Source organism: Paraburkholderia pallida, from assembly GCF_004524855.1.
GTDB classification, from domain to species: Bacteria; Pseudomonadota; Gammaproteobacteria; order Burkholderiales; family Burkholderiaceae; genus Paraburkholderia; species Paraburkholderia oxyphila.
The window spans coordinates 2500965-2526537 of sequence record NZ_CP038149.1; the positions used below are offsets into that span (position 1 = coordinate 2500965).

Genomic DNA, 25573 nt, shown 5'->3' on the forward strand with positions numbered 1-25573 from the left:
AGCGGGCCTGGCGCGTTCGGCGTGGCTCGGTGGGCTCCTCAGCGGGCTCAGCGGGCGCCGGAAACAATCAGCGTCACGGACCGGCCTTCGCAGCCCTCGCTGCCGGGCATGGTGACCGCGTGCCAGCCTGTGGGCTGGCCTGGCGCGGCCAGATCGGGGCCGGCGTTGCGCGCCTTGCCGGCGTGCCCCGCATTGCCGCTGTCGCCTGCGTTGTCGGCATAGTCGGCGTTGTCGATGTAGGTGGTCAGCACATTGAACGGCCAGGACGCGCGCCGCAAGCGCTCGTGCACGAGCGAGCCCACCCAGATCGGCGTGAGATCAGCGCCGCCGGCCGATGGTGCCGGCGTCTTCGCGCCTGCGGGCCCTCCCATGCCCATCGTTGCGCGCGTTGCTCCGCTCGCCGCGGCGGTCTCGCTTGCGCCCGTTGCTTCGCTCGCGCCCGCGTGGCCATCGGCTGCCGCGCCCGCGTGCCGCTCGATCGCGTAGCCCGTCGGCCAGAAGCGCAGCACGTCGCGGCGGCTGCCGGGTCGCGTCGGGTTGCCGGGCAGATGGGCGCGCTCGAACACGAGCGGCGAGGGCAGGCCGTTGTTCAGCTTGGGCATGAGCGGCAGCGAGAGCACATCCACGTTCGGCGCGACGAGCGAGAGCACGCTCTTAAGCGAGAACTGCACGCCCTCGCTCCACCCGGCGTCGCGCAGCGCCGCGCGCAGATCGCTCGCGCTTGCGGCCCACTGGATCGTCATCGGCTCGCGCCGCTCGCCCTTCATGTCGATGCGATAGCAGGCGAAGGTCCTCCACAGCGAATCGGTCCACGCGAGCTGCGTGACGGCCACCGGCGGCACGGTGGAGCGCGATGCGAGCGCCGCCTCGCGCTCCGCCGCGCCGCGCTGCAACACCAAGGCCAGCGCGAGCACGGCAAGCACGATGGATGGCATGAAGTTGCGCTCGGCGGGCCGCTGCGGATAGCGCCATAGCGAGAGCATCACGACCGCCCCCACCCAGATCGAGGCGAAAGCTGCGCCGCCGATGGCGTCGGAGAACAGGAAGCGCTCGAAATACAGCCCCGCGAACGTGACCGCGACCACGATTGCGTTGCCCACCGTGGCAACGGCGGCTGCCTGCGCCATGTTCACGCGCCGCACGAGCAGGAACATCGCGAAGCCGTAGACGATCACCATCGAGGCCACGCGGTCGCTCGGGAACACATAGGCGCCCACGTGCGCCGCGCCGGCCGCGTTGTGGTGGATCGCGAAGCGCAGCACGAGGATGAGCGCCTGCGAGACGCCGGCGGCGAGCGCCCAGTAGCCGATGGTGCGCCAGCGGCGCTCGAGCGCCATCCAGGCCGAGACGGTGGCCACGAGCGCGGCGAGCGTGTAGTTGCTGCCGAGCGTTTCGACGTGGGCGAGGACGTCGTCGGCCCAGGTGGTGTGAATCGAATGAAAGAACTGGCGCACCGACTGGTCGATCTGCACGAGCGGCGCGCCGTGCAGCAGATTGCTGAGCACATAGGAGAACACGGCCGCGCACACGGGCACGAGCGCGGTGACTGCGAGCAGGGCCCCGAGCGCCGGCTGTTGCGGATCGAGCGCGCGCGCGAGACGGCGCGCCGCCTGCCCCCGGTGGCCCGCGGCCCAGCGTGCGGCGGCGCGGCGCGAGGCGCTCGCCCAGGCGTCGACGTGCCCGAGCACCATGTGCGTGACGCGCCAGACCAGCCAGCCGGCGAGCACGATCATCGCGAGCGCGACGACGAGGCGGAACGACACGGCGCCCGCCAGTTGCAGCGACGCGCCGAACACGACGCCCGGCACGATGTGCGCGGGCGCCCAGACGAGCGCCGAGATTACGTTCATGACGAAGAAGCGCATGGGCGACATGCCTGCCATGCCCGCGACCACGGGCACCACGGCGCGCAGCGGCGCGACGAAGCGCGCGAGGATGACGCTGCGCGTGCCGTGGCTTTCGAAGTAGGACTGTGCTTTTTCGAGGATGGCGGGGTAATGGCTGAACGGCCAGATCTGGGCGATGGAGTCGCGATAGCGGCGGCCGAGCCAGAAGCTCAGGGCGTCGCCGGCAACGGCGCCCGCGATGGCGCAGGCGAAGAGCCAGCCAAGATTGAGCGTGCCCGTGCCCGCGAAGGCGCCGGCGATGAACATGGCCGTGCTGCCGGGGAAAAACGTGCCGACGAGCGCGAGCGACTCGGTGAAGGCGGCGAAGACCACGAACGCGAGCGTCCAGCCCGGATAGTCGGCAAGCAGGTGCAGCAGCTGGACGTAGGCGTGCTCCATTGAAAGGGCGGGTGGGGGCTGCAGTGGGAAGGAGGGCTGCGTGGGCAGTTGCAGCCGGTTCTGTTCGGTTGCGTTCCGCCGTGGTTGATTGCGCGTGGCGCTCCATGCGAAATATAACCGGGTGGGCGGATATGCGCCCGGAGGCAGCGCAAGGGCGCTGGTAGGGCGGCGTGCGCCTGAATGGCCTGGTGCGTTCGCAGGTTGCTGGCCGTTGGCCTTAACTTGTTTTCGCGGCGGGCCGCAAGCGTCGCCCCTGTGCGGGGCGGCACCTACTTTTCTTTGCCGCGGCAAAGAAAAGTAGGCAAAAGAAAGCCGCTCAAACCGCCAGTGTGACGCCGTCCCCCACTGCCCTGTATATCGGAGCGGCTCCGGAGCGTCTGTCGCCACTCGCCGTCACCCGGAGTGACTAAGGGCTCATCCATCCGGCGGCGCTGCGCGCGCCGTTGGGCATAACAAAAACCATTGGGATGCACGTGTATTCGCAGGGCTCCAGCGTATTTTCATGGAAGCACTCTCGCAATTCAGTAGGACTACAGTGCATTTATGGAGGCACTCTTGCACATTAGGAGGATTCCAACATATTAGGCGGCAGAGATCCCGCGTATTCGCCCGGCAGCAAGCCCGGTTTTCCTTGCATACCCTTCCGCCCGCGCGTAGCGCGTGGCGGGAAGGATGAGCCCCTTGTCATTAAGGCGGAGTGTGCGAGGAGACGGATGCTCCGGAGCCGCTCCGAAGGACAGGGCAGTGGGGGACGGCGTCACACTAGCGGTGTGAGCCGCTTTCTTTTGCCTACTTTTCTTTGCGGCTGCAAAGAAAAGTAGGTGCCGCCCCGCACAGGGGCAACGCCTGCGGCCCGCCGCGAAAACAAGTTAAGGCCAACGGCCAGCAACCTGCGCCAAGCCGCAGGACCTCACTCAGTGCTCCACAGCCTCCATAGGCAGAAGCCCAGTCTGCCCATAGAACTCCTGCGCTGCAAACGCCTCACGCTCCTCACGCGCCCGCGCGCTGCTATCGATCCTCGACACCACCCAAATCCCAACAAACGCAAGCGGCACAGAAACCAACGCAGGATTATCGAGAAACACGATCGCATGTGCATGATGAAGCACGTCCACCCACACCGACTTGGAGAGCACCGTTAGCAACACTGAAGAGATGAGCCCGAGCGCACCGCCCGCTACAGCCCCTCGCGTAGTCATACCACTCCAAAAAATCGACATGACGAGCACCGGAAAATTAGCGCTCGCCGCCACGGCAGCCACGAGTCCCACAAGAAACGCCACATTCGCATGCTCGAACAAAATGCCAAGCCCGATGGCAACGGCGCTCAGAACAAGCGTCGCAACCCGCGAGATACGCATTTCAAGCTGCTCGTTCTTGCGCCCACGCGCGAGCCAGCTCGCATAGAGATCATGCGACACCGTAGTGGCGCCAGAAAGCGTGAGGCCCGCCACCACGGCGAGAATCGTCGCGAACGTGACCGCCGCAATGAAGCCATAGAAGAGATTGCCGCCCACCGCCTGGGCAAGCTTCACCGCCACCATGTTCGAGCCGCCAAGCAGATCGCTCGTGAGATTGAAGTGCCCCGCCGCATCGACGCGGAAAAACTCGGGATGCTGCGCGAGCAGCGCAATCGCCGAGAAGCCAATCACGAACGTGAGCAGGTAGAAGTAGCCGATGAATCCCGTCGCGTAGAACACCGACTTGCGCGCCTCCTTCGCATTGGGCACCGTGAAGAAGCGCATCAGAATGTGCGGAAAGCCGGCCGTGCCGAACATCAGCGCGATGCCGAGCGAGAGCGCGTTCAGCGGGTCACGGATCAGCTTGCCCGGCGCCATGATCGAAAGGGCGCCCGGGTGCACGTTGACGGCCTGGCGGAACATCTCGTTCGCGCTGAAGCCGAAATGCGCGAGTGCGAGCACGGCCATGAAGGTCGCGCCGCACAGCAGCAGCCCCGCCTTGATCAACTGCACCCATGTGGTGGCCTTCATGCCGCCGAAGAACACGTAGATCACCATCAACACGCCCACGACGATCTCGGCAATCCAGTAAGGCAGCCCGAACAGCAGCTCGATGAGCTTGCCCGCGCCAACCATCTGCACAACCAGGTAAAAGATCACGACCATCAGCGAATTGGCCGATGTCATCAGGCGAATCGGGCCTTGCTCGAAGCGGTACGCGATCACGTCGGCGAACGTGAACTTGCCGAGATTGCGCAGCGGCTCGGCGATCAGGAACATCACGAACGGCCAGCCGACGAGGAAGCCGATCGAGTAGATCAGGCCGTCGAATCCGAAGATGAACACCATGCCCGAGAGGCCGAGGAACGAGGCCGCCGACATGTAGTCGCCCGCAATCGCGAGCCCGTTCTGCAAGCCAGTGATGCCGCCGCCGCCCGTGTAAAAGTCGCGCGTGGTGCGTGTGCGGCGCGCGGCCCACTGCGTGATGCCGAGCGTCACGAGCACGAATAGCAGGAACATGCCGATGGCGACGGGGTTGTGCTGCGGCGCGGGCATGGGTGCCGCCGCGGCGCCCGGCACGTTGGCGTGCGCGAAGCTGCTGGCGGCTGCGAGTGCGAGTGTGCTGAGAAGGCGGATCGGGTTCATGCCTGCACCTCGCCCTGGAGCTTCGCGATGAGCGTGCGCATGGCCGGGTCGAAGCGGCGGTTGGCGCGCAGCACGTAGAGGCCGGTGAGCGCGATCGCGCCCGCGATGATGCCCACGCCCACGACAATGCCGACGCTGGTGGTGGCGCCCGCGTAGAGCGGTTGCGCGAGCCGATGCGGCGCGAGCGCGACGATCAGGATGAAGCCGTAGTAAATGGCGATCATGAGCGCGGTCAGCGTGAAGCTGAAGCGCCGGCGCACGGCAACGAGCCGCCGGTATTCGGGGTGCGCCTTGATCGTGTCGATCGATTGGGTGGTCATGGTATCTCCGGTGTCCCATGCAAAGCAGCCGGTGCCGTTCGATGGCGACGGACGAGCACGGTCGGGCCGCCCTCAAGGGGTGCCTGATGCGCTTGCTGGCTGGCTATGCTGTTATTTGTATTGGATGGCCGCGCCGCTCTCCGGCGGCGCGGTAGGGGGCGTTGGCCCACTGGTCGTTACTGCTTGTCGTGCATCGAGCCTGGCCCGCGATGGGCGCCCGCTCGATGCGCGTCTTGTGGCACGCGCCTCGTCAGGCAAGTGCGTTCGCGAACTCCGGTGCGATGGTGAAAAGATCGCCCACGAGGCCGTAATCGGCCACGCTGAAGATCGGTGCTTCTTCGTCCTTGTTGATTGCCACGATCACCTTCGAGTCCTTCATGCCCGCGAGATGCTGGATCGCGCCCGAGATGCCCACCGCAATGTACAGCTGCGGCGCGACGATCTTGCCGGTCTGGCCGACCTGGTAGTCGTTGGGAACGTAGCCCGCATCCACCGCAGCGCGCGACGCGCCAAGCGCTGCGTTGAGCTTGTCGGCGAGCGGCTCCAGAACCTTCGTGTAGTTCTCGCCGCTACCGAGGCCACGGCCACCCGAGACGATGATCTTCGCGCTCGTGAGTTCCGGACGGTCGAGCTTCGTGACTTCACGGCCGACGAATTGCGTGAGGCCGCTGTCTGCCGCCGCTTCGATCTTCTCCACCGCTGCGCTGCCGCCTTCGGCCGCCACAGCGTCGAAGCCGGTCGTGCGAACCGTGATGACCTTGATCGGATCAGCCGATTGCACGGTGGCGATCGCGTTGCCCGCATAGATCGGACGCTCGAACGTGTCCGGCGAATCCACTGCCGTGATGTCCGAGATCTGCGCGACGTCCAGCTTCGCGGCGATACGCGGGGTAACGTTCTTGCCCGCAGCCGTAGCCGGCGCGAGGATGTGCGTGTAGTTCTTTGCGATCGAAAGGACCGTCGCTTCGACATTTTCCGCGAGGCCTTGCTCGAGCTGCGGCGCATCGGCCAGCAGCACCTTCGAAACGCCGGTGATCTTCGCCGCTGCGTCGGCAGCCGCCTGGGCGTTGTGGCCTGCGATCAGCACATGCACGTCGCCGCCGATCTTCTGCGCGGCAGCCACGGTGTTCAGCGTCGCAGCTTTCACGGTTGCATTGTCGTGTTCGGCAATTACCAGATTCGTCATTTTCGTCTCGCTCCCTTACAGCACCTTGGCTTCGGTCTTCAGCTTCTCGACCAGCGTCTTCACGTCGGCGACTTTCACACCGGCGCTGCGCTTGGGCGGCTCCGCAACCTTCAGGGTCTTCAGGCGCGGCGTGACATCCACGCCCAGATCCGAAGGCTTGACCGTCTCCAGCGGCTTCTTCTTCGCCTTCATGATGTTCGGCAGCGTGACATAGCGCGGCTCGTTCAAACGAAGGTCGGTGGTCACCACGGCGGGCAATTGCAGGGAAAGCGTTTCCGCACCGCCATCGACTTCACGCGCAACCGTGGCTTTGCCATCGGCGATGGTGATCTTCGAAGCGAAAGTCGCCTGGGGCAAACCAGCCAAAGCGGCGAGCATCTGGCCAGTCTGGTTCGAATCGTCGTCGATGGCCTGCTTGCCGAGAATGACCAACGAAGGCTGTTCTTTATCGACGAGCGCCTTCAAAAGCTTCGCCACGGCGAGCGGTTGCAGATCGTCATTCGATTCGATCAGCACAGCGCGATCCGCGCCGATCGCCAGCGCCGTGCGCAGCGTTTCCTGCGCCTGCACGGGGCCCGCAGACACGGCGATGACTTCCGTCGCCACGCCCGCTTCCTTCAATCGCACCGCTTCTTCAACGGCGATCTCATCGAACGGGTTCATCGAGAACTTGACGTTCGCGATATCCACGCCCGTGCCATCGGACTTCACGCGAACCTTGACGTTGTAATCCACCACGCGCTTGACGGGTACAAGAATTTTCACAGCACTCCTCCTGATCCAACTGATTTCAAACCGATCAAATAACGCCTTTGCTCTTGAGCTCGGCGAGCTTTTCCGCCGAATAGCCCAGCGTCGATTCCAGCACGTCACGCGTGCCTTCACCCAGTTGCGGCGGCGCGCGGCGCACGGGCATGCGTTCGCCGTCGAAGCGCCACGGCGGCGCGAGCACCGGCGTCGTGCCGCTTTCCGTGTGCGGATGCGGCTGCTGCGTGACGAGTCCGCCTTGCGTAGCGCGCGGCGAGAGCAGCGCTTCGCGCAGGCCCGCCACTTCGCCGCACGGAATGCCCGCTTGCGCAAGACGTTCGAGCAACAGCTTGCGCGGGCGGCTGCCCAGCTCGCGCTCGAGCTCTGGCACGAGCGTCTCGCGGTTTTGTCCGCGCAGGATGTTGGTCTTGTAGCGCGCGTCGTCGGCGAGGTCGTGGCGCTCGATCACCTCGCGGCAAAAGCGCTCGAACTGGGCGTTGTTACCCACGGTGATGACGAGCGGGCCATCGGCCGCATCGAACACGCCATAAGGTACGATGGACGGATGCGCGTTGCCGTAGCGCGGCGGGTCCTCGCCCAGCAGCAGCGCTTCGAGCCCGTAGTAAGCGGTGATCATGAGCCCGCAGTCGAACAGCGCCATTTCGATGTGGCGCCCGCGCCCGGTGCGCTCGCGCTCGTAGAGCGCGGCGAGCATCGCCTGCGCCGAATACATGCCCGTGAACAGATCCACGGCGGCCACGCCGAATTTCAGCGGCGGCTGGTCCGCTTCGCCGTTCAGCGCCATCAGGCCCGCTTCGCCTTGCACCACGAGGTCGTAGCCGGGGCGCTTCGCTTCGGGCCCGGTGCGGTCGTAACCGGTAATCGAGCAATAGATCAGACGCGGATTCTCCGCGCTCAGCGCTTCATAGCCGAGGCCAAGCTTCGCCGCGCCGCCGAACTTGAAATTCTGGATGAAGATGTCGCTGGTCTTCGCGAGCTCTCGTGCGATCTGCTGGCCTTCCGGCGTTTGCAGATCGAGCGTGATCGAGCGCTTGTTGCGGTTCACGCTGTTGAAGTACGCGGTCTCGGTCTTGCCGACGCGCACGCCCCAGTCGCGCGTGTCGTCGCCGCGATCGGGATGCTCGACCTTGATCACTTCCGCGCCGAGGTCGCCGAGCACCATTGCGCTCCACGGGCCGGCCAGCACGCGCGAAAGATCGAGGACGCGTACGCCCGCCAGCGGCAGGCTCTTGTTGTCGCTCTGCATCAGCAGGCACTCCTGGTTCGTTGTGAATGGAAGTCGTGCCGCCGCATGATCCATGCAGCGGCGCGACTTCGCATCGTTCATGCAGCAGCGCCTTCCAGTGCGATGTAGCGCGCGAGATGGTGGTCCTCGTCGCCGAGCTGATGGTCGATCATCACGAGACGCTTCGCGTAATGCGCGAGCGGCAGCTCCCACGTCATGCCGATGCCGCCATGCAGCTGGATCGTTTCCTCGGCCACGCGCGCGCCGATGCGCCCGACCGTGTACTTCGCCGCCGAAAGTGCGCGCTCGCGCGCGACGTGCGGTGCGTCGATGGCCGCCGCCGCGTTGATCACCGCCGAGCGTGCCTGCTCGATTTCGAGCAGCACGTCGGCCATGCGGTGCTGCAGGGCCTGGAAGCTGCCGATGGGCACGCCGAACTGCTTGCGCGTGCGCAGGTATTCGAGCGTGTGATCGCGCGCCACGTCCATCGCGCCTACCGCTTCCGAAGCGAGCGCGAGCAGGCCGTAGCCGCGCGCATGTTCGAGCGTCGCGAAGCCCGTGCCCTGCGTGCCCACGAGCGCGTCGGCGCCGAGCGTCACGTTATCGAGCTTCACTTCCGCCGCGCGTCCGCCGTCGATCTTGCGATAGCCGCGCACGCTTACGCCCTTCGCATCGCGGGGCACGAGGAAGAGCGAAATGCCCGCTTCGTCGAATTCATTGCCGGAAGTGCGTGCGGAAACGAGCAGCACGTCGGCATGCTCCGCATGCTGCACGACGCCTTTCGCGCCTTGCAGCACCCAGCCGTCGCCGTTCTTTTCGGCGCGCGTGCTCACGCGCGATGCTTCGTAGTGCGAGCCCGGTTCGTCATGCGCAAGCGCCGCGATTTGCGAGCCGTCGATGAACGACGCGATGCACGCGCGCTGCGCCTCGCTACCCGTATGCGCGAGCGTGCGGCCCACGATCAGCGTATCGAGGAACGGCTCGACCACGAGGCCGCGCCCGAGCGATTCGAACACGACGGCCACGTCGAAGCCCTGGCCGCCGAAGCCGCCATCGGCCTCGTCGAACAGCGCGCCAATCACGCCGAGTTCGGCGAAGCGCTGCCACATATCGGCGCTGAAACCCTCACTGGAGCGCGCGATTTTATCGCGTGCATCGAAACCATATTGCTCGGTAATGAAGCGATTGAGCGTGTCCGCGAGCATGCGGCGGTCTTCAGAGTGCTGGAAGTTCATGGCAAGACCTCTTAAAGACCGAGAATCATCTTGGAGATGATGTTCTTCTGGATTTCATTGGAGCCGCCGAAGATCGACAGTTTGCGGTTGTTGAAGTAGAGCGCGGCGGCGCTGGCGGCTTCATCGGGGCCGATGGCTTCGCCCTCGTAGCCTTCGTGCAGCGCCTCTTCGACGAAGGGCGCCGCGTACGGCCCCATCGCGCGGCGCAGCAGCGACGAAATCTCCTGGCGGATCTCGGTGCCGCGAATCTTGAGCATCGAGCTTTCCGCGCCCGGCACGCCGCCACCCGCCACGGCCGCGATCACGCGCAGGTTCGTGGTCTTCATGTTCTCGAGATCGATCTCGACCTTGGCGACGCGCGCCGCGAACTGCGGGTCCTGCGCGAGCGGCTTGCCGTTGCGCGTGACATGCTGCGCGGCGCGCTTCAGGCGCGCGAGCGCCGCCACCGAAAAGCCCACGCCCGCGATATTGGTGCGCTCGTAGGTGAGCAGGTATTTCGCGTAGGTCCAGCCCTTGTTCTCCTCGCCGACGAGGTTCTCCACCGGCACGCGCACGTCGGTGAAGAACACTTCGTTTACCTCATGTTCGCCGTCGAGCGTGATGATCGGGCGCACCTCGATGCCCGGGGTGTTCATGTCGATCAGCAAGAAGCTGATGCCTTCCTGCTTGCGTACGTCGCTGGCGGTGCGCACGAGGCAGAAGATCATGTTCGCGTAGTGGCCGAGCGTGGTCCACGTCTTCTGGCCGTTCACGACATAGTAGTCGCCGCTTGCATCCGTCTTGCGCACGGCGCTCGTGCGCACCGAGGCGAGGTCGGAGCCCGCGCCCGGCTCCGAATAGCCCTGGCACCACCAGTCGGAGCCGTCGAGAATGCGTGGCAGCCAATGGCGCTTTTGCGCTTCATTGCCGTATTTGATCAGCACGGGGCCGAGCATGTTCACGCCGAACGGCACGATGCGCGGCGCGCCCGCAATCGCGCATTCGTTCTCGAAGATGAACTTCTGCACGGCGTTCCAGCCCGGGCCGCCGTATTCCTTCGGCCAGTGATTCGCGAGCCAGCCGCGCTCGTTGAGAATGGCGTGCCACGCGGCCATGTCCTCGCGCATGAGGTGCTGGCCGTTGCGCACGGTTTCGGCGATGCGCTGCGGCAGGCGCTCGCGCAGGAAGTCGAGCACTTCGCTGCGGAAGGCTTCTTCTTCGGCGGTGAATTTCAGATCCATGTGTCTTGCTCCTGGCTACCCCGGCATGAGCGCGGGGTCAGCTCCGTATTCAGGCGGTTTGATTCAGGCTCGCGAAGTCGGCGCCGCGCTCGACCAGTTCGACGAGCAGCGGCGAAGGGCGCCAGAACAGCGGGTCTTCCTTCGCGAACTCGCGGATGTCGGCGAGCACGTTCGCGAGGCCCACGGTATCGGCGTACTTCATCGGGCCGCCGCGATAACGCGGGAAGCCGTAGCCATAGATGAACGTCATGTCCACGTCGAGCGGACGCAGCGCGATCTTCTCGTGCACCACGTTCGCGCCTTCGTTGATCATCGCGGCCATGTAGCGGCGGATGATCTCTTCGTCGGTGAACGTGCGCGGCGTGATGCCGGCGCGCTCGCGCTCGGCGGCGATGATCGCTTCCACTTCCGGATCGGGCGTGCCGGTGCGCGCGCCCTCGGGGTAGAGGTAGTAGCCACGGCCCGTCTTCTGGCCGAACCAGCCGCGCTCGCAGAGGCGGTCGGCAATCTGCACATAGCGCGCCTTCGGGTCGCGCGTGGGCGCGCGGCGCTTGCGCGTGGCCCAGCCGATGTCGCCGCCCGCCAGATCGGACACCTGGTACGGGCCCATCGGGAAGCCGAACTCGCGCACGGCCTTGTCGATCTGGTACGGCGAGGCGCCGTCTTCCATCAGATGATCGGCGGCCGTGCGGTAGACGGCGAGGACGCGGTTGCCGATAAAGCCATCGCACACGCCCGCGCGCACGGCGACCTTGCGCAGCTTCTTCGCAAGTTCGAACGCGGTAGCCACCACGTCGGCGCTCACCGCCTTCGGCACCACGACTTCGAGCAGCTTCATGATGTTCGCGGGCGAGAAGAAGTGCAGGCCCACCACATCTTGCGGGCGCTTGATGCTGGCCGCGATGGCGTCGATGTCGAGATACGAGGTGTTGGTCGCGAGCACCGCGCCCGGCTTGCAGACGCGGTCGAGTTCGGCGAAAACGGCCTGCTTCACGGCCATGTCTTCGAATACGGCCTCGATCACGAGGTCGACGTTCGCGAGCGCGTCGTACGAGGTGCTGCCGCTGAATCGCGCGAGGATCTGCGCCTTCGCTTCGGGCTTCATGCGGCCCTTGGCGATCAGGCCGTCGTAGACTTTTTCCACGTGCGCGCGGCCGCGTGCGAGCGCGGCGTCGTCGCGCTCGATCATCGTCACGGCGAGGCCCGCGTCGAGCACGGCCACGGCAATGCCCGCGCCCATCGTGCCGCCGCCGATCACGCCGACGGTTTCGATCGCGCGCGGCGTAGCGCTCTTCGTTTCAGGGGCCTTCTGCACTTCGCGCTCGGCGAAGAACGCATGCACGAGGCCCGCGCGCTGGGGGCTCTCGAGGCAGGCGAGGAACTGCTTGCGCTCGAAGCGCAGGCCTTCCTCGAACGATTCGTCGAGCGCGGCCTGCACGCAATCGACGATCTTCAGCGGCGAGAACAGGCCGCGCGATTTCTTCGCGGTGTCGGCGCGCGCGGCATCGATGGCGGCTTGCGAGGCGGCGCGGTCGGCCAGCCCTTGCGCGTCGCGCGTGCGGCGCACGTGAGCATGGCTCGCGAGCAGCTCCTGTGCGTAGGCGAGGCCTTCGGCGAGGATGTCTTCGCTGGCGCCCACGCGGTCGACGAGACCGAGCTTGAGCGCTTCTTGCGCGCCAACGTGGCGGCCGCTCAGCATCAGCGAGAGCGCCGCTTCGGCGCCGATCAGGCGCGGCGCGCGCTGCGTGCCGCCCGCGCCGGGCAGGAGGCCCAGTTGCACCTCGGGCAGGCCGAGCTTCGCACCCGCCACCGCGAGCCGATAATGCGCGGCGAGCGCGACCTCGAGGCCGCCGCCGAGCGCCGCGCCGTGAATGGCCGCGATCACGGGCTTGTGGCTGGCCTCGATGCGATGGAGCACGTCAGGCAGCGCGGGCGGCTGCGGCGGCTTGCCGAACTCGCGGATGTCCGCGCCGGCGATGAAGTTGCGCCCCGCGCCGACGATCAGCACGGCCTGCACGGTCGCGTCCGTTTCGGCATGCTCGATGGCGGCGGCGAGACCGCGCCGCACGTCCACGCCCAAGGCGTTCACGGGCGGATTGTCGACGGTGACGAGCAGCACCTTGCCGCGCAGTTCGTGGGTGACGGGGGAAAAAGCGGCGGGAGCAGCCGTTTCGATTGCCATGAGGGGTGTCTCCAGAATAGGGGGCTGACCAGCGCTTGCCGTTGCGCCGATGCCCGATGGGCGCGGCAGGCGGCAGGCCGGATGGCGGTTCTCCAATCTGGGTTTCATTGTGTGGATGCCAACGTTAATTGACAATCCCATGGTTCATTGACATGCTGTCAAAGATTATTTGACAGTGAGCCCGGCCATGGACGTCAATGCGCTGACCCTGCTGGTGGAGATCCTCGACGCGGGCAACCTGAGCGAGGCCGCGCGGCGCCTCAAGATGAGCCGCGCGAACGTGAGCTACCACCTCAACCACCTCGAAAAGTCGATCGGGCTGCAACTCGTGCGGCGCACCACGCGCCGCGTGGAGCCGACCGAGATCGGCCTGAAGCTCTACGAGCACGGACGCGCGATCCAGAACGCGCTGCTCGCGGCGCGCGAGTCCGTCTCCACGCTCGGGCAAAGCCTGCAGGGGCGCGTGCGCCTTTCGGTGCCGAGCGGCTATGGGCAGCTCGTGATGTCGGAATGGCTGATCCGCTTCAAGCGCCTCTATCCGGGCATCGTGCTCGACGTGATGTTCGAGAACCGCGTGGAAGACCTGCTGCGCGATGAAGTGGACATTGCCGTGCGCGTGATGCATGAGCCGCCGCAGAATCTCGTGGCGCGGGATATGGGGGCGGTGCGCTACATTGCGTGCGCGTCGGCGCAATGGGCCGCCGAGCATGGCATGCCGGAAACGCTGGAGGATCTCGCGCGCGCGCCCGTCATTACCGCGACCGTGGTGGGGCGGCAACTGCGTCTCGCGGGGTATCTGGGCGAAGAGCGGCACGAGGTGCTGCTCGAGCCGTCAATTATTTCGGAGAACTTTCTTTTTCTGCGCCAGTCGATTCTGGAGGGGCTCGGCGTGGGAATCGTGCCCGACTACGTGGTGCATGACGATATTCGTAACGGCCAGGTCGTCACTTCGCTGGAACCGTGGCGCCTGAGCATTTTCGGCACGCATATGTACATGTTGTACATGCCCAATCGCCACCACACGCGCGCGGCTTCGACCTTCATCGACTATGTATTGGCCGAAGCGCACAAGAGCGGGCGCGGGGCCGCCGCACCCGGGCAGGCAGCGGTTCAGGCGTCCTGAGCAGGCTTGCCGTCCGCACGCGCGGCGGGTGCGCTGTCTTGCTGCGGATTGTGCCGGTTCAGTGCCGCGCCGTCATTCACACCTTCATCGTCGCTGCTCATCTCGCGCGTATCCCCATGCTCCGCGCAGGCACCCGTCGTGGGCGGGCGCCCACGCGTGCCAGCCGATAGCGGCACGCGCTGCTGAATACCGGCTTTCGCGAGCATATGCGCGCTGATAGGCGCGGTGAGAAAGAGGAACGCGGGTATCAGCAGCTCATGCAGGCTCGCGAAATTATTGTGCGCGCTGAAGTAGATCACGGAAGCCAGCACGATCCCGCCCACGCCGAGCGTGGTCGACTTGGTGGGGCCGTGCAGGCGCATGAAGAAGTCGGGCAGGCGCGCGAGCCCGATCGCGCCGATCAGCGTGAACAGGCTGCCGACGAGCAGCAGCAGGCTCACGATCGCTTCGACGGCGGTTTGCATCGGCGGGCCTCCGTTCAGTTGAGTTCGATGATGTCGCCGCGCTGCAGATACTTCGTGAGCGCAACGGTGCCCACGAACCCCATCAGCGCGATGAGCAGCGCGGTTTCGAAGAAGACGGTCGAGCGCAGGCTGATGCCGTACACGACGATCAGCGCGATCGCGTTCACATTGAGCGTGTCGAGCGCGACGATGCGGTCGGGCAGCGAGGGGCCGCGCACGAGGCGCAGCAGCGTGAGCAGGAACGCGATGCCGAGGATCGCGAACGAGACCGGGATCACGATGGCTAGCATGCGAAGATCTCCATCAACGGGGCTTCATAACGGGACTTGATGAGCGCGACGAGCGCCGCTTCGTCGTCGAGATCGAGCACGTGGACGATGAGGCGCGTGCGGTCGTCGCTGAGCTCGGCGCACAGCGTGCCCGGGCTCAGCGAAACGATGCTGATGAGCGCGGTGAGCGCGATTTCGTGCGTGCTGTCGAGCGGGACTTCGATGAACGCGGGCCGCAGGCGCTTCGTGGGGCCGAGCACGAGCAGCGCGACCTCGACGTTGGCCACGACGATGTCGATCAGCACGTGCGCGAACAGGCGCACGAGCAGCCACGGCCGGCCGAAGCGCACCGGCTGGAGCCACAAGCCTTTGCCCACGCAGAACGAAATCGCGGTGCCGAGCACCGCGCCCAGCAGCAGGTTGCCGGGCGAGACGTCGTTCATAAGCAGCACCCAGCAGACGAGCAGCACGACGGTGAGCCACGGGTTCGGAAAGAGCCTTTTGAACATCGTCAGCTCCCGTTCGTCTGCTTGGGTGGCGCGGCAGGCGCTGCCGCCGGCGCCGCGTCTTGCGCGGGCAGGATCGCGTGCACATAGGCGGCGCGGTCGAACAGCTGCGCGGCGGTGGCGTCGAGATACTGCCGCAGCGGCCCCGCGCCGAGCGTAGCCGCCGTCACGCAGCCGAGCAGCAGCGCGCAGGCCGCGAGCTTGGCCGCGCTGCCTCTCGGCGCGCGCGCGGGAGCGAAGGCGGCGGCGCGCGCGGCGGGCTCGGCCCACAGCAGGCGGGTGCCGGTGCGGCTCAGCGCGACGATCAGCAGCAGGCTCGAGATCAGCACGGCAGGCCACAGGACGACCGCCTGATGCGTGGGCGTGGCCGCGAGCACCATGGCCTTGCCGAGAAAGCCGGAGAGCGGCGGCAGGCCCGCCGCGCCCACTGCCGCGGCCAGATAGAGCAGTGCGGCCACGTTCGAGGGCCAGGGGGCATGTTCCTTGCGCGCCGTTTGCGGCGCGGGGTCGTCATCAGCCGTGGCAGCCATAGCAGCCGTCACGGGCGCGAGCGTGGCCGGCACCCCCGTTGCCGTTGCCACGGCCAGTGTCGCGACCGCTGCGCCGTCCGGTCCGGGCGAGATGGCTGCTGCTGCCGCGTCGTCGAGCGCTTCGAGCGAGGCGGGCTCGGCGCCACTGGCCGGGGTCGCGGCGTGCGCCGTGGTGGTAATAGCGGCGGGCTCGGGCTCCAGCGTATCGGCGAGCAGGAACAGCGCACCCGTGCACAGCGTCGTGCTGATGAGGTAGTAGAGCAGCGCGCTCCACGCGAGCGGCGTTTGCTGCGTGACGGCAGCGATCAGGAGTCCGACCGAAACGAGCACGAGATAGCCGGTGGTGGTCTTCAGGCTCGACACGGCGAGGGCGCCCAGCGCGCCGAAGGCAATGGTCGCGATGGCGAGCCACCACGCCCAGTCGTGCATGAAGGTGTCGAGCACGCCGCCGGGGCTGCCGCCTCCGAACACCAGCGCGTCGCAGCGCAGCATCGAGTAGATGCCGACCTTGGTCATGATCGCGAACAGCGCGGCCACCGGGCCGATGGCGCTGCGGTATGCCTGCGGCAGCCAGAACGACATCGGAAACACGGCGGCCTTCAGGCCGAACACCAGCATGAGCGTCGCGCCCGCGAACTGTGCGAGGGGCAGCGAGCCGGCGTTCAGATGCGCGAGGCGCTCGCCCATGTCGGCCATGTTCAGCGTACCGGTAATGCCGTACAGCACGCCCAGCGCGATCAGGAAGAACGACGAGCCCACCAGGTTCATGATCAGGTAGTGCAGCCCGTTGCGCACACGCCGCGTGCCGCCGCCGTGCAGGAGCAGCGCATACGAGGCGATCAGCAGCAGTTCGAAGAACACGAACAGGTTGAACATGTCGCCCGCGAGGAAGGCGCCGTTCAGGCCCATCAGCTCGAACTGGACCAGCGCGCGGAAGTAGCGTCCGCGCCGCGCGTCGGCGCTCGATGTGCCCAGCAGGCAGCAGCACGCGAGCACGGCGGTCAGGAGCAGCATGAGCGCGGAGAGCCGGTCGAGCTGCAGCACGATGCCGAACGGCGCGGGCCAGGAGCCGAGCGCATAGCTCGCGATGCCGCCCTGTGCCGCGCGCGCGGCCAGCATGCACGCGACGGGCAGCAGCGCGAGCGTCGCGAGCGCATTGAGTGCGCGCTGCAGGCGCTTGGCGCGCAACGGCAGCGCGACGATGGCGCCCGCCGCGAAGAGCGGGATCAGGATGGGGAGCAGAAGGGCGTGATTCATGCGCCGCGCGTCTCCCCGCCGTTGGGTGGGCCGTCGACTTGATCGTCCACGTGATCGGTGCCGGTGAGCGCGAGCGAGCGCAGCGCGAGCACCACGGTAAAGGCCGTCATCGCAAAGCCGATCACGATGGCCGTGAGCACGAGCGCCTGCGGCACCGGATCGGCATATTGAGCGCCGCCCGCGATCACGGGCGGCTTGCCCGTGGCGAGCCGCCCCATGCCGAGCAGGAACAGGTTGATCGCATACGAGAACAGCGTGATGCCGAGGATCACGGGCAGCACGCGCGCGCACAGCAACAGGTAGATGCCGCACGCGCAGAGCACGCCGATTGCGGCGGCGAAGGCGGCTTCCATCAGCTTTTCTCCACGGATTGCATGTCCTTGTCGCGCACGCCCAGGTGCGAAACGATCGTGAGCGTCGTGCCCACCACGGCGCCCAGCACGCCCAGATCGAACAGCATGGCCGTGCTCAGCTCGATTTCACCGATCAGCGGCAGATGCAGGTGTCCGAACGCGCTCGTGAGGAACGTATGGCCGAACGCGAGACTGCCCAGACCCGTTGCGGCCGCAACGAGTATGCCTAGCCCCGCGAGCGTGCGGTAGTTGATGCGAATGCGCGACTCGGTCCACAGCACGCCGCTCGCCACGTACTGCAGCAGCAGCGCGATCGAGAGAATGAGCGAGGCAATGAAGCCGCCGCCAGGCAGATTGTGGCCGCGCAGGAACACGAACACGGCCACGAGCGCGGTGAGCGGCAGCATCAGGCGCGCGAGGATCGCGAGCAGCAGCGGATGCGATTGCGACGACCACGGCAGGCCGCCCGGCCCGGTATCGGGCGCCTTCAGGCGCAGGCCGCGCAGCAGCGCCTTCACGGCGAGGCCGGCGACCACGAGCACGCTGACCTCGACCATGGTGTCGAAGCCGCGGAAGTCCACGAGGATCACGTTCACGACGTTGTGGCCGCCGCTGCCGGGCAGGGCGTTGGCGAGGAAGTACGGCGCGATGCCCTGGGCGGGCGGGCGCGTCATGACCTGGTACGCCACGCTGCCGATCAGCGCGCCGCCCGCGAGTGCGAGCGCGCCGTTGCGCATGCGTGTGGGGATCGGCTCGATGTCGGGCTGCAGGGCGGGCAGGAAGTAGATGGCCAGCACAAGGAGGAGCACCGTCACCAGTTCCACGGACACCTGTGTGAGCGCGAGATCGGGTGCGGAAAAGCGCGCAAAGGCGAGCGTCACCAGCAGGCCGCAGGTGCTCAGCATCACGAGTGCATAGAGCGTGTGTGCGCGCACCAGCACGACGCCCGCGGCGAGAAGCGCCATCAGCACGAGACCGCACAGCGTGAGCGGGTCGATGGGCAGGCGCACGAAGTCGCCGCCCCAGGCGCCGAGCGCGACGAACGCGGTGCCCGGCACGACGATCATCGCCGTGATCATCCACGAGAGATAGTCGGGCAGCGAGCGCGTCTCGAACACGCGCACCACCACGGCCGCGCCTTTTTCGAGCCGCTGCACGAGGCGGTCGAATCCTTCGCTCGCGTTCATGTCCGAGAGCACCGAGCGGTGATGGCGGAAGGCGTCGCGGCGCAGGAAGAACAGCAGCGCGCCCGCCGCAAACGACACCACGCTCATGACGAGCGGCGTGTTGATGCCGTGCCACAGGCTCAGGCTGTACTCGGGCAGCTTGCCGCCGAGCGTGAACCATGCCGCCGATTCGAGCAGCCTGCCAATGGTGTACTGCGGAAACAGGCCGATCAGCAGACACAGCACCACGAGGATTTCGACCGGCAGCTTCATGAAGCGCGGCGGCTCATGCGGCGGATAGTGCGGCAGGTCGCGCGGCGCGGAGCCATCGAAGAACACGCCCCAGACGAAGCGTAACGAATACGCGACGGACAGCGCGGCGGCCACGATCGCGATCACGGGCACGGCCCAGTTCAGCGGCCCGAACATGCCTTGCGCTAGCGTCTCGCCAAAGAACATTTCCTTCGAGAGAAAGCCGTTCAGGAGCGGCACGCCCGCCATCGCGAGCGAGGCCACGCCCGCGAGCACGGCCGTGTGCGGCATGTATTTCGCGAGCCCGCGCAGGCGGCCCAGGTCGCGCGTGCCGGTTTCATGGTCGATGATGCCCGCGGCCATGAAGAGCGAGGCCTTGAACACCGCGTGGTTGACCGTGTGAAAGAGCGCGGCCACGGTGGAGAGCTGCGTGTCGAGGCCGAACAGCAGCACGATGAGGCCGAGGTGGCTGATGGTCGAGTAGGCGAGCAGGCCCTTGATGTCACGCTGGAACAACGCCATCGAGGCGCCGCCCACGAGCGTGACGAGGCCGGCGAGCGTGGCCGAATAGGCCCACCAGTCGGTGCCCTCGAAGACCGGGTAGAGGCGGGCGAGCAGGAAGATGCCGGCCTTCACCATCGTCGCCGAATGCAGGTACGCGGAGACCGGCGTGGGCGCCGACATCGCGTGCGGCAGCCAGAACTGGAACGGGAACTGCGCCGACTTGGTGAACGCCGCGAATAGCGTCAGCAGCAAGATGGCCGGAAAGAGCGGGTCGTGCTGGATCTTGCCGGTTTGCGCGAGCACGTCGTTCAGCTCGAAGCTGCCGCAGACGTGGCCGAGCAGGAGCACGGCCGCGAGCAGGGAGAGGCCGCCCGCGCCCGTGATGGTCAGCGCCATGCGCGCGCCGCGTCGCGCATCGGGCCGAGAAGGCCAGAAGCCGATCAGCAGGAACGAGACGAGGCTCGTGAGCTCCCAAAAGATCACGAGCAGCAGCAGGTTGTTCGAGAGCACGACGCCGAGCATCGCGCCCATGAAGAGCAGGAGCAGCAGATAGAGGCGCGGGAGCGTGTCGCTGCCGGCCAGGTAATAGCGTGCGTAGATGAAGACGAGCAGGCCGATCGCGAGCACGAGCAGCGCGAACATGAACGAGAGTCCGTCGAGGCGCAGCGAGAGCGCGAGGCCGATCTCGGGCACCCACTCGCGGCGCCACTGCAGCACGCCGTAGGTGGGCATGCCCACGCGTTCGCTTAAAAGGAGACCGAGGCCGAACAGCGCCGTGCCGAACGCGATCCATGTGGAGAGCGCACGGGCGTGCCGGGCCGCGAGCGCAACGAGCGCCGCGGCCACGAACGGAAGTACGACGAGCCACCCCAATGCCATTCGATGCTCTCCGGGAATCCCACTGCGTTCTTGTGTGAAGGTGCGCTCCCGCCGGCCGGAGCGTGCAGGCGCGTCGGGCGCCGTCGCGTCGGGCGCCGCCGCGTCGCGCACCGCCTGGCGGCCCGCAGATCACGATCATAGCTGGAAACGGGGCCGGAGTTCATGTATCTGGCATGAACGTGCAGGCATCCTGCGCCAGGCGGGCGTGTACGGGCGCGCTTTGGCGCATAGGGGCGCGCAGGGGGGGGGCTGCCGAAAAGCGGTGCGCGAGCTTGCGCACCGCATCGTGCGCGGCGTCAGGCCATCTGGCTCAGCGTCTTGCGAAAGCGCGCGAGCGAGAAGGCGAACAGCACGCCGCCGATCACGGCGAGCCACAGGAACGGCTGCCACACGACCGCGAGCCCCGCGCCGCGAAAGAGAATGGCCTGGCCGAGCTCGACGAAGTGCGTGGTGGGCGCGGCGAGCATGATGTCCTGCACGAACGGGGGCATGCTCTCGCGCGGCGTGCTGCCGCCCGAGAGCATTTGCAGCGGCAACAGCACGAGTACCAGCAGCATGCCGAACTGCGGCATGCTGCGCGCGAGCGTGGCCATGAAGATGCCCATCGAGGTCGTGGCGAACAGGTGCAGCGCCGCGCCCGCGAGAAAGAGCGCCACCGACCCTTCCACGGGCACGTGCAGCGCGCCGCGCACGACGAAGGTGAGCGAGAGCGCCGCCGCCACCAGCACCACGAGCCCCATCGACCAGACCTTCGCGAGCATGATCTCGGTGGGCGTCACGGGCATCACGAGCAGGTGCTCGATGGTGCCGTGCTCGCGCTCGCGGATCAGCGCTGCGCCCGTGAGGATGATCGAGAGCATCGTGACGTTGTTGATGATCTCCATGAGCGAGCCGAACCACGCCTGGGTGAGGTTCGGATTGAAGCGCATGCGCACCGCGAGATCGACGGGCAGCTCGGTGGGCGCGCGATAGCGGTTCGCGAACTCGGTCACTTCGTCGTTGATCATCTGCTGGATGTAGCTGCTGCCCGTGAACGCCTGGCTCATGCGCGTGGCGTCCACGTTCAGCTGCACTTCGGCGGCCCGGTTGGCGAGCACGTCGCGCTGCAGGTTCGGCGGGATGTTGAGCACGAAGGTGTAGTCGCCCGCGTCCATGCCCCTGTCGGCCTCCGCGGGCGTGACCGGCTTCGGCACGAGAAAGTGCGGCGGAAAGAACGCCTGGATGATGCGCTGCGAGAGCGGCGAGACATCGTTGTCGATCACGGCGACGGGCGCCATGTGCAGCGACTCGGGCCGCGAGGTCGCGGACGAGTAGATCATCGCCGTGAACGAGAACACGATGAGAAGGAGCAGCATGGGGTCGCGCGCGAGACTCCAGAGCTCCTTCACACCGAGGCGGTAGATGTTGGCGAGGTGTCGGCGCATGTCAGGTCTCCTGCTTCTTGAGCAGCGCGACGGTGACGCCCAGCACGATGGGCGTGGCGAGCGCAAGCGGCCAGAACGACGCGTACAGGTCGCCGAAATGCAGCGCCTTGTTGAACACGCCGCGGCTGATCGTGAGCATGTAGCTGGCCGGATAGAGCTGGCCAATGACGCGGCCCGCGCCTTCGAGCGACGAGACCGGATTGAGCAGCCCGGCGAACTGCACGGAGGGAATCATCGTGCCGATCATCGTGAAGAACAGCGCCGCGATCTGGCTCTTCGTGAAGGTGGAGGCGAGCAGGCCGATCGCGGTCGCGCACAGGCAATAGAGCACGGCCGCGCCGAGCAGCGTCGGGAAGCTGCCCTTGATCGGCACACCGAACAAGGTGACGGCGAGCAGCGTCATCAGCAGGAAATTGAGCATGGCGAGCAGCACATAGGGCGCCTGCTTGCCGAGCAGGAATTCGAGCCGTGTCACCGGCGTGACGTACAGATTGATGATGGAGCCGAGCTCCTTCTCGCGCACCACGGCCAGCGCAGTGAGCATGGCCGGCATCATGAGCAGCAGCACGGGGATCACGGCGGGCACCATCGCGGGCAGGCTGCGCACGTCGGGGTTGTAGCGAAAGCGCGTTTCGACCGAGACGGCGGCGTGGGCATCGGCGCCCAGGCGCTGCTTTGCCTGCTGCAGCAGCCAGCCCTGGTGCATGCCCTGCACGTAGCCGCGCACGGTTTCCGCGCGTTGCGGCATCGCGCCGTCGATCCACACGCCGATCTGCACGGGCTTGCCTCGGGCCACGTCGCGCGCGAAGCCCGGCGGGATCTCGATGGCGAGCGCGAGCTCGCCGCTGCGCATGCGCTGGTCCATTTCGGCATAGCTCGCGAGCGGCGGCTGTTCGATGAAGTAGCGCGAGCCCGCGAGGTTCAGTTCATAGTTGTGCGAGAGCGAGGTCTGGTCGTGATCGAGCACGGCAAAGCGCAGGTCCTCCACGTCCATGCTGATGCCGAAGCCCATCACGAAGAGCAGCAGCAGCGACCCCGCGAGCGCGAGCGTGGCGCGCACCGGATCGCGCCGCAGCTCTAGCGCCTCGCGCCACATGTAGCTGAAGGCGCGCTGGAAGCTGAAGCCGCGATGCTGCGTCAAGTGCGTGCCTGCTTGCGGGTTCTCCGCGAGCGCCGAAAGCTCGCCCGTGGCGCTGGCTTCGGTGCCCGCGCCCGCATCGACGAGCCAGGCAATGAACGCGGCTTCGAGCGTTGCCGCGCCGCGCTTTTCGGTGATCGCGGCGGGCGTGTCGCTCACGAGCACGCGGCCCGCATGCATGAGCGAGATGCGGTCGCAGCGGCCCGCTTCGTTCATGAAGTGCGTGGAGATGAAGATCGTCACCTGGTCCTCGCGCGCGAGCGCGATGAGCAGACGCCAGAAATTGTCGCGCGCCACCGGGTCGACGCCCGAGGTGGGCTCGTCGAGTATCAGCAGCTCGGGCTTGTGCACCATCGCCACCGCGAGCGAGAGACGCTGGCGCACGCCCAGCGGCAGGCTGTCGGGCAGCGTGTCGAGCGCTTCGGCCAGATCGAAGCGCTCGACCATTTCGTCCACGCGCGCCGGAATCTCGTCCTCGTTCACGTGAAAAAGCCGCGCGTGCAGCACGAGGTTCTGGCGCACCGTGAGCTCGCCGTAGAGCGAAAAAGCCTGTGACATGTAGCCCACGCGCCGGCGTGTGTCGAGATCGCGCGGATCCACCTCGTGCCCGAATAGCCAGGCCTTGCCTTCGCTCGCGGGCAGGAGGCCCGTGAGCATCTTCATGGTGGTGGACTTGCCGCAGCCGTTCGAGCCGAGAAAGCCGAAGATCTCGCCGCGCCGGATGCGAAAGCTCACGTGGTCGACCGCGACGAAGTCGCCGAAGCGCATCGTCAGGTCCTTGGCTTCGATGGCGATCTCGGCGTTTTCGTCGGCTTGCAAGGGCACGATTTCCACGGGCTGGTGGCCGCGTTTCTTTGCTTCGGGCAGCAGCGCGATAAAGGCTTCTTCTAGCGATGCCGTATGCGTGCGTTCGAGCAGTTCGGCGGGCGTGCCGGTGGCGAGTATCGCGCCGTCGTCCATCGCGATGAGCCAGTCGAAGCGCTGCGCCTCATCCATATAGGCGGTCGCGACGATCACGCTCATCGAAGGCCGCTCTTTGCGGATGCCGTTGATGAGGTCCCAGAACTGCGCGCGCGCGAGCGGGTCGACGCCCGTGGTGGGCTCGTCGAGGATCAGCAGGTCGGGGTCGTGGATCAGCGCGCAGCACAGGCCGAGCTTCTGTTTCATGCCGCCCGAGAGCTTGCCCGCGGGGCGCGCGAGAAACGGATCGAGACCGGTGCTGCGCGTGAGCGCGTCGATGCGGCGGCGCCGCTCGGCTTCGTCGTGGCCGAACAGGCGTCCGAAGAACTGCAGGTTCTCTTCGACGGAGAGCGTGGGGTAGAGGTTCTTGCCGAGCCCTTGCGGCATGTAGGCGATGCGCGGGCACACGTCGTCGCGGTGCTTCTTGCTCGACATGTCGCCGCCGAGCACCCAGACCTTGCCCTCCTGCACCGCGCGCGAGCCGGCCACGAGCGCGAGCAGGCTCGACTTGCCCACGCCGTCGGGGCCGATCAGGCCCACCATCAAGCCGGTGGGGATGTCCTGTGTGAGCGCGCGCAGCGCGACGGTCTTGCCATAACGCAGGCTGACTTGTTCGATACGGACAGCGGCTTCGCTCATCAGGGCACCTTGACCTGAAGGTTGGCCGGCCATTCCTCATTGGCGTCGAGCTTCACCCAGGCCACGCCGGGCAGGCCCGTCTTCACGTATTTCAGGTGCTTTTGCAGCAGGTCGCGGTCGATCTGCGCCTTCACGCGGAACATGAGCTTCTGGCGCTCGCTCTGCGTTTCGACGGTCTTCGGCGTGAACTGCGCCGTGGCTGAGACGAACGTGACTTTCGCGGGAATCACCCATTGCGGCGCGGCGTCGAGCACGATGTGCACGTCCTGGCCGAGCGCCACGCGTCCGGCGGCCTGCTCGGGCAGAAAGAAGGTCATGTAGACATCCGAAAGATCGACCATGTTGAGCACCTTGCCGCCCGCGCCGAGCACTTCGCCCGGCTGCGCAACGCGGTACTGCACGCGGCCCGCGCGCGGCGCTTTCAGATCGCTGTCCTGAATGTCGGCCTGGATGCGCTCGATGGTGGCCTGGGCCGCCGCCACCGCCGACTCCGCGCCGGTCTGCTGCGCGCGCGCCGCCGTGACGGCCGCCGCCGCCGCCGTGACCTGGGCCTTCGCGGCGGCCACGGCAGCCTGGGCGCTCTTCGCGCGTGCGCGGTCGTCGTCGAGCTCCTGCATTGAAGACGCGCCTTCCTTGGAGAGCGTCTCCGAGCGCGCGAGCCGGCGGCGCGCGGCGTCGAGCTCGCTTTCGCGCTGCGCCACGCCCGCTTCGGCGGCGCGCTGGTCGCTCTCGCGCAAGGCGATCTGCGCTTTCGCGCTGGCCTCGGCGTTCACGGCCTGCTGATGCTGCGCCGCGGCTTCGTTGCGCTGGGCCTGCAAGGTGTCGATCTGTATGTGCGCGAGCGTTTGCCCCGCGCTCACGAAGTCGCCTTCCTGCACGAGCACGTCCTGCACGCGGCCTGCGAGTTTGGTCGCGATATCGATCTCGGTGGCCTCGATGCGGCCGTTGCCGCTCACGAAGCCGGCGCCGGGGCCACGATCCGCGTAGTAGCGCCAGCCGAAATAGCCGCCCGCGGCAATGGCGATCACGAGGACGGCGGGAATCCATTTACGGGCTGAAATCTGCATGACGGGAACCTCGGA

Annotated in this window: 18 protein-coding genes and 1 pseudogene; 1 reads left to right on the top strand and 18 read right to left on the bottom strand. The window is 66.8% G+C overall.

Translation table 11 applies throughout. From position 1 onward, the window contains the following. Window positions 1-47: 47 nt before the first annotated feature. From E1956_RS26360 to E1956_RS26400, 9 genes are all read right to left on the bottom strand, one after another. Window positions 48-2285, bottom strand: coding sequence for a VTT domain-containing protein (locus E1956_RS26360; protein WP_134754324.1), 2238 nt, complete (start codon window positions 2283-2285; stop codon window positions 48-50). A gap of 914 nt (window positions 2286-3199) precedes the next feature. Further along, window positions 3200-4891 carry a cation acetate symporter gene (locus E1956_RS26365; protein WP_134754326.1) on the bottom strand — a complete coding sequence of 564 codons (1692 nt, stop codon included), beginning with the start codon at window positions 4889-4891 and terminating at the stop codon, window positions 3200-3202. After that, window positions 4888-5211, bottom strand: a complete 324-nt coding sequence (locus tag E1956_RS26370) for a DUF485 domain-containing protein (RefSeq protein WP_134754329.1) — start codon at window positions 5209-5211, stop codon at window positions 4888-4890. Before E1956_RS26370 ends, E1956_RS26365 begins: the two co-directional genes overlap by 4 nt. A 250-nt stretch (window positions 5212-5461) precedes the next feature. After that, window positions 5462-6397, bottom strand: a complete 936-nt coding sequence (locus E1956_RS26375; protein WP_134754331.1) for an electron transfer flavoprotein subunit alpha/FixB family protein — start codon at window positions 6395-6397, stop codon at window positions 5462-5464. A gap of 15 nt (window positions 6398-6412) precedes the next feature. Beyond that, window positions 6413-7162 (bottom strand): electron transfer flavoprotein subunit beta/FixA family protein, encoded by a 750-nt coding sequence (locus E1956_RS26380; RefSeq protein ID WP_134754333.1) that lies wholly within the window; start codon window positions 7160-7162, stop codon window positions 6413-6415. A gap of 34 nt (window positions 7163-7196) precedes the next feature. Then, window positions 7197-8411 carry a CaiB/BaiF CoA transferase family protein gene (locus E1956_RS26385; protein WP_134754912.1) on the bottom strand — a complete coding sequence of 405 codons (1215 nt, stop codon included), beginning with the start codon at window positions 8409-8411 and terminating at the stop codon, window positions 7197-7199. 77 nt (window positions 8412-8488) lie between these two features. Continuing rightward, window positions 8489-9625, bottom strand: coding sequence for an acyl-CoA dehydrogenase family protein (locus E1956_RS26390; protein ID WP_134754335.1), 1137 nt, complete (start codon window positions 9623-9625; stop codon window positions 8489-8491). Between the two features lie 11 nt (window positions 9626-9636). Next, window positions 9637-10845 carry an acyl-CoA dehydrogenase family protein gene (locus E1956_RS26395; protein WP_134754337.1) on the bottom strand — a complete coding sequence of 403 codons (1209 nt, stop codon included), beginning with the start codon at window positions 10843-10845 and terminating at the stop codon, window positions 9637-9639. A gap of 49 nt (window positions 10846-10894) precedes the next feature. Beyond that, a complete protein-coding gene (locus E1956_RS26400) occupies window positions 10895-13027 on the bottom strand; it encodes an FAD-dependent oxidoreductase (RefSeq protein ID WP_134754339.1) in 2133 nt (710 codons plus the stop codon). Window positions 13028-13214: 187 nt separating this feature from the next. On the opposite strand from E1956_RS26400, the gene E1956_RS26405 reads away from it, so the two are divergent. Next, entirely contained in the window at window positions 13215-14150 is a 936-nt protein-coding gene (locus E1956_RS26405; protein ID WP_134754341.1) for a LysR family transcriptional regulator, read from the top strand. Between the two features lie 143 nt (window positions 14151-14293). Here E1956_RS26405 and E1956_RS26410 read toward each other — a convergent pair. The 9 genes and pseudogenes from E1956_RS26410 to E1956_RS26450 all read right to left on the bottom strand — a co-directional run. Beyond that, window positions 14294-14614, bottom strand: a pseudogene (locus E1956_RS26410) (Na+/H+ antiporter subunit G); the annotation flags it as partial. 14 nt (window positions 14615-14628) lie between these two features. Further along, window positions 14629-14904: a K+/H+ antiporter subunit F gene (locus tag E1956_RS26415; protein ID WP_134754345.1), complete on the bottom strand. Its 276-nt coding sequence runs from the start codon at window positions 14902-14904 to the stop codon at window positions 14629-14631. Next, on the bottom strand, window positions 14898-15392 hold the full coding sequence (locus E1956_RS26420; protein WP_134754347.1) for a Na+/H+ antiporter subunit E: 495 nt from the start codon (window positions 15390-15392) through the stop codon (window positions 14898-14900). Before E1956_RS26420 ends, E1956_RS26415 begins: the two co-directional genes overlap by 7 nt. 2 nt (window positions 15393-15394) lie before the next feature. Further along, a complete protein-coding gene (locus E1956_RS26425; protein ID WP_134754349.1) occupies window positions 15395-17176 on the bottom strand; it encodes a monovalent cation/H+ antiporter subunit D in 1782 nt (593 codons plus the stop codon). Next, the gene (locus E1956_RS26430) at window positions 17173-17529 is read right to left on the bottom strand and encodes a Na+/H+ antiporter subunit C (RefSeq protein WP_134754351.1); all 357 of its coding nucleotides are present in this window, start codon (window positions 17527-17529) and stop codon (window positions 17173-17175) included. Before E1956_RS26430 ends, E1956_RS26425 begins: the two co-directional genes overlap by 4 nt. Beyond that, window positions 17529-20330, bottom strand: a complete 2802-nt coding sequence (locus E1956_RS26435) for a monovalent cation/H+ antiporter subunit A (protein WP_134754353.1) — start codon at window positions 20328-20330, stop codon at window positions 17529-17531. Before E1956_RS26435 ends, E1956_RS26430 begins: the two co-directional genes overlap by 1 nt. Window positions 20331-20626: 296 nt before the next feature. Beyond that, on the bottom strand, window positions 20627-21754 hold the full coding sequence (locus E1956_RS26440; RefSeq protein WP_134754355.1) for an ABC transporter permease: 1128 nt from the start codon (window positions 21752-21754) through the stop codon (window positions 20627-20629). Between the two features lies 1 nt (window position 21755). After that, on the bottom strand, window positions 21756-24491 hold the full coding sequence (rbbA, locus tag E1956_RS26445; protein WP_134754357.1) for a ribosome-associated ATPase/putative transporter RbbA: 2736 nt from the start codon (window positions 24489-24491) through the stop codon (window positions 21756-21758). After that, window positions 24491-25558 (bottom strand): HlyD family secretion protein, encoded by a 1068-nt coding sequence (locus E1956_RS26450; protein ID WP_134754359.1) that lies wholly within the window; start codon window positions 25556-25558, stop codon window positions 24491-24493. The genes rbbA and E1956_RS26450 overlap by 1 nt, the downstream gene beginning before the upstream one ends. Window positions 25559-25573: the final 15 nt, after the last annotated feature.